Annotated in this window: 5 protein-coding genes; 4 read left to right on the top strand and 1 reads right to left on the bottom strand. The window is 38.0% G+C overall.

Going from position 1 to position 5,332, the window contains the following annotated elements; all coding sequences use genetic code 11:
* Nucleotides 1-186 precede the first annotated feature (186 nt).
* The 3 genes from Q1V93_RS06505 (at nt 187) to Q1V93_RS06495 (ending at nt 2,392) form a co-directional block, all read left to right on the top strand.
* Nucleotides 187-780: a hypothetical protein gene (locus tag Q1V93_RS06505; protein WP_300662975.1), complete on the top strand. Its 594-nt coding sequence runs from the start codon at nt 187-189 to the stop codon at nt 778-780.
* Nucleotides 781-1,328: 548 nt separating this feature from the next.
* Entirely contained in the window at nt 1,329-1,781 is a 453-nt protein-coding gene (locus Q1V93_RS06500) for a response regulator (RefSeq protein ID WP_300662973.1), read from the top strand.
* Nucleotides 1,782-1,885: 104 nt separating this feature from the next.
* On the top strand, nt 1,886-2,392 hold the full coding sequence (locus Q1V93_RS06495; protein ID WP_300662971.1) for a hypothetical protein: 507 nt from the start codon (nt 1,886-1,888) through the stop codon (nt 2,390-2,392).
* A gap of 98 nt (nt 2,393-2,490) precedes the next feature.
* Here the strand turns inward: Q1V93_RS06495 and Q1V93_RS06490 are convergent, their stop codons facing one another.
* Nucleotides 2,491-2,967 carry an acyl-CoA thioesterase gene (locus tag Q1V93_RS06490; RefSeq protein WP_300662969.1) on the bottom strand — a complete coding sequence of 159 codons (477 nt, stop codon included), beginning with the start codon at nt 2,965-2,967 and terminating at the stop codon, nt 2,491-2,493.
* Between the two features lie 241 nt (nt 2,968-3,208).
* Here Q1V93_RS06490 and Q1V93_RS06485 point away from each other — a divergent pair.
* The coding region (locus Q1V93_RS06485; RefSeq protein WP_300662967.1) for a VCBS repeat-containing protein at nt 3,209-5,332 on the top strand (2,124 nt) is incomplete at its 3' end.

Genomic DNA, 5,332 nt, shown 5'->3' with positions numbered 1-5,332 from the left:
ACTTTTGCAATGAAAATTTTGGACAGAAAAAATCTCAATGGTTTTATTCTAAAGGTTAGTTCAATACAAATCGGTGTTGAAAACTATGATCTTATAGTACCAAAAATCGAGAGATATTTTAGGGATAAAATTAATCCAATTGTCGGAAGATAATTGAAAAAAAGAACTTACACTTAATTCTATTAAATGAACGATTTATATGATTTAGTCCCTTTTCCTGATAAAATCCGGACTCTTTTTATTTTGGAATCACCCAATACCGATGAAATTGAAGCAGGTTTTCCTGTGGCTGGACAAACAGGTAAAAATATGTCTCGAGTAATTTTAGGAAGTGATGAAATTCCTTTCGGAAAGTTCCTTTTTGAGAGAAATGAACGTATATCTGAATATGGAGTTTTCAACTCTTGTCAATTTCCATTAAAAATGCCTGGAAAACTTCATGGATCAGAGATTCAAATATCTAAAATAAAGGATGTTTCTCAAAGAAAGGGGGAGCGAGACTACAATTATAGGGAACTTAGTAAGTTTTTAAAAAGAATTGAAAATTTAGATCAAGAAATTAGATATAAAGAAAGGTTTAAACAATTAATTGAAAACTCACCTTCTATTGAAACATTAGTTTTTTGTGGTTTTATTGCCCAAGCCATATTTTTAGAACTATATCACCAGACGGACATCCCTCCTTATAATAAACCAACTGTATTGAAATCAAAAAAAATACACTTTGTTAATCATCCCAGTGAAATAGATTCTGAATGGGTATACAAAATAAGTTCTTAGCAAAAATAAAAACCTCATTATGAGGTTTTTTCACTCGTGTTTTGTTTCGAACTTTGTTGCAACGGGTTCACCAAAAGAAAAGCATTTTACGAAAGTAAGATGCTTTTTTTGATTTAGGTCATTTTTTCTCTTTCTCATTCCGACCAAACCTCTTTTTTATTTTTCAGGGCAGAGAATAAAAGCGACTACCACAATTTGCCCTGAGCCTTTGATCAAAAATTCAAAACCTTTTCCTTCACTCTTTTTCAAAATGAAAATGCTTCTACCAAATCGGAAAGAATCTTCTTTTTGGCACTTCCCTCTCCCCACTCTGAAACATTGATTCCAAAAAGGCTTTAACATTTGTTCACCTTCTTCGGTATGAATTTCGGAAATGCAAATGCGTTGACATGCTAAAACATTCAACCATGAGGACATCATAATTGATATAGATCACTCAGCATGGAAAAGCACTGTTTTGATTCAATCAAACGTCAGCACGAAGAAAAATACATACAAAGACGATCCGTAGAGGATACACAGATTAAAACAAACTAAAAAGCAAAGTCATGGAAAAGCTCCCGTTTTTTGGGTTGCGCATTCAGGTTCTGGACGACAACCCGTTTTATACCACGTTATACAAGTTACAATTGGAAAAAGAATTACTGACAGCTTATTCCTTGCATCAAAATCATTTTAAGATCAGCACTTATACTGATTCGAATGAATTCTTGTCTGATTTACCCGCAATTCATTCTATTTCATTTTTGGACTACAACCTGGGATCGAATCTGACAGGTTTGGATGTGATGGACAAAATCAAAAAGCGCACTTCGCTGGCAAAGGTCTATATCGTAACGGACGAGAACAACTCATTCATCTTACGTGCCTGCCTGGATGCCGGTGCTGACGGTATTATTTTCAAAAACAACGAATTGATGGAACTTTCCCTGATGGTGATTCAGCAAACCTTGAATAATCCGAATTTTCCATACCAATTGAATGTTCCGAAAAACAATTAATCTCGATAAAAGCCATTTCAGTAAATAGCTCTGACAGTTCAGGTTTTAAAAAAAAGAGGTGTAGCGGAAACTGATAGATTTAGATAAACTCTAATCCCTCAGTTATGAAAACTATTATACTTAGCACTACCTTTTTCTGGATAATCAGTCTCTCCAGTTACAGTATCAGTCAGGTGGATTCTTTATTGATCCAAAACAACATTCCCAATTGGGTAAAATCAGTTCTGGAAAAGTCAGAAATGGCACAGAAACACCAAATTCTCACCGATTTCAATCCCTTCTACTTTGAAGCAGATTTTACAGGTGACAACCAGGTCGATATTGCATTCTTTGTTGAAAACAAGATCGACAAGACAAAAGGTGTCATGATTATCAACAACGTCAAAAATCTCGTTTATGTGATTGGATGCGGAACTGCAACAGACATGGGGTCTTCGCTTTCCTGGACAAAACGCTGGTTCACTTACAGAGCCCGGTACATTATGAATGACGGGAACAAAAAGAAAATCACGTTGAAGTATCCGGGAATTCAATTAATCCGAAGTGAAACCAATAGTTTGGTGATTTACTGGAACGGCAAGAAATACAAAACATTTATTCAGCAGTCTTAACGGATTGTTCAAAAAAAACGAAAAGGCTCAAAATTCAATATTTTGAGCCTTTTCACTATCCGTAATCTTTCAAATTAGCTTTAGATCAAATCGTTAAATCAAAACAGGTCTTTCAGATGAGGCCCCATTTCAACCTCAATATCCTTGCGCAATTCCATTAAACGAATAGCATATTGCTGCAATTGATTTTCACGATCCGTATTGGGAATCCATTGATTAGTTGGTTTAGGATTACCTTGTTCATCCACAGCAACAAAAACGATCACGCAATGGGTCGTTTTTTCGAATTTATGCTCACTCATTTTCCGGGAAAAAACATCCACCGCAATGTGAATACTTGATTTTCCGGTATAAATAACACGCGCCTGAATTTTGACCAGGCTTCCGATATGGATTGGCTTAAAAAACCGGATTCCACCAACGTAAACCGTTACGCAGTAACCTTCAGACCAGGTTGAAGCGCAGGCATAAGCAGCCTGATCAATCCATTTCATAACGGCTCCTCCATGAACCTTCCCTCCGAAGTTCACATCTGTTGGTTCGCTGACGAACTGAAAAGTAATTTTGTCTTGCATAAAAACGAAAGTAGCAAATAGTTTGTTTTAATTAATTTCATTGATTTTTTTGTTCCATTTTTAACAATTTTCCAACCATTTGATTTTTTTTCCGTTCAAAAAGTACTGAAACTGAAGGTCTGAGAATAATTCGATTTAGCAAATTTGATAAAAGGCTGACGAGCCGATTTTTTTGTTAAAAAAAGAACTATCTTCGGCTAACAGAAACTGATACACTTCCTGTTACCTTGACTAAACAAATATGAAAAAACTACTTTATTTTCTATCATTTACCATGATAGCATTCTCGTCGTGGTCACAAACTCCAAGTGGCTGCTTTAGTTCGGGAAACGATATTTCATTTAACAAAGTCTACGGTAGTACCAGAGGAATTACCAAAGGAGATTTTGATAATGACGGCAAATTAGACATTGTTGTTGGTCACTACGGTACAAGTTACACCTTCAAATACTCTTTCATGAAAGGGTATGGGAATGGAAAATTTGGGTTCCCCAATACTTCTACCGGAGGAGCTTTTACAACTCAGGTGGAAAGTGCAGATCTGGATGGAGACGGCAACAGAGACCTGATTACAGCCAATCAGGGCGGAGTAACCATCCACATGGGATTGGGAACAGGATCCTTCGATAGTTTAACAACTTATTCTCTTCCCTTTCCGAAGTATCTGGAATTGGGTGATATCAACGAGGACGGAATAATGGATATCGTTTTTTCGACGGCAACAAATATTCAGGCACTTTATGGGAACATCGGTGCTCCGCAAACATTCACTCTTTCAGCTGTTTTTAATGTCGCAGGTTTATTATCGGATATCAAACTGGCGGACATGAACGGTGACAATCATCTGGATGTCATCAGTGTAGGGAGTAGTGGAGTTGGTATCTCACTCAACAATCCGGGTTCACTGGGAACATTTGCTAACGGAATTTTATATTCCTCCGGAGTCGAACCGTATTCTCTAACGGTCTGTGACATTGATAATGACAATGATATAGATGTTATTAACACAAACAAAACTTCCAATACGATTTCCGTATTGAAAAATAACGGCTCAGGGGTTTTAGCCGCTGCGATTTCGTATACAACGGGTTTAGGTCCGGAAGGAATTGATAACTACGACATTAACGGAGACGGATTCAAGGACATTATTGTTTTGAACGGAGGATCGTCTACCATGTCTATATTTTATGGCGGATCGGGAGGTACATTGACTTTGAATCAAACGGCACAATGTCCGGGATCTCCGCGCTGTCTTACTTTAGGAAATTTCAATGCAGATACCAAAATTGACATTGTTACCGGTCAGCAAACGGGTCTTTATGTGAACTCTTATTTGGGTAATACAAGTAACAACTATACGCTACCTGATCTCTTTGCTACAACAAACTCTCCCAGAGCCATTCATTCCAATGACTTTAACGGAGACGGGAATAAGGATCTTGTATTTACAAATTCATTAAACAATTCTTTCAGTATTCTGCTTGGTAACGGAAGCGGCGGATTTACAACCGGTGCAACTTTTGCAACGGGGAATAACCCGGCAGCGATCATTTCCGGCGACCTCAACAACGATGGAAAAATGGATGTTGTAACAGCGGATAGTGCTTCCAATCAGGTTTCTGTTTTTTATGGAAACGGATCCGGAGGTTTTACTGCCGGAGTTGCTTATCCTGCCGGAACAGGCCCGGTTGCTGTTCAACTCGGACTTTTGAATGGTGATGCTTTCCTGGATATTGCAGTTGCAAATCAAAGTACAAATAACGTTTCTACCTTGTTTTCAAGCAGCGGATCAAGTTTCGGAGCTGCAGTATCTATAGCAGTCGGAACTCAACCGATCGGGCTTTCCATTTTTGACCGGGATGCAGACGGAGATAAAGATATCGTATGTGCGAATAAAGGCTCCAATAATATCAGCCGATTAACGAACGATGGTTCGGGAGGTTTCACTTCTTCAGGCGTTACAGCTACAACCACAGGACCTGTTGCTATTGATGCAGGCGATTTTGATGGTGACGGAGACATTGATGTTGTTGTATTAGGCGCAGGTGGAATCGGAAGATTATATAACGCCAGCGGTACATTAATAAACACTACTTATGCGATTCCTTTACCTACTCCATCCGGACCGCAGGACATTAAACTGATTGATGCAAATAGTGATGGAAAATTAGATGTTGTAGTTCTTTACAATGAGGCTGGAACAACCAGTGGAAATTCAATTTTGCTAATGGGAAATACTTCCATTAATGCAGCTTTCAACTACAGCTCTTATCCTGCAAGTATCAAACGCTTTACTACTGAAATCACACCAAGAGCACTTGCAGTAGGAGATTTCAATAATGATACAAGAAATGACTTAGCTGTT

The organism is Fluviicola sp., from assembly GCF_030151805.1.
In the GTDB taxonomy this organism is placed as follows: domain Bacteria; phylum Bacteroidota; class Bacteroidia; order Flavobacteriales_D; family Crocinitomicaceae; genus Fluviicola.
This window is presented reverse-complemented; position numbering and strand designations above follow the sequence as displayed.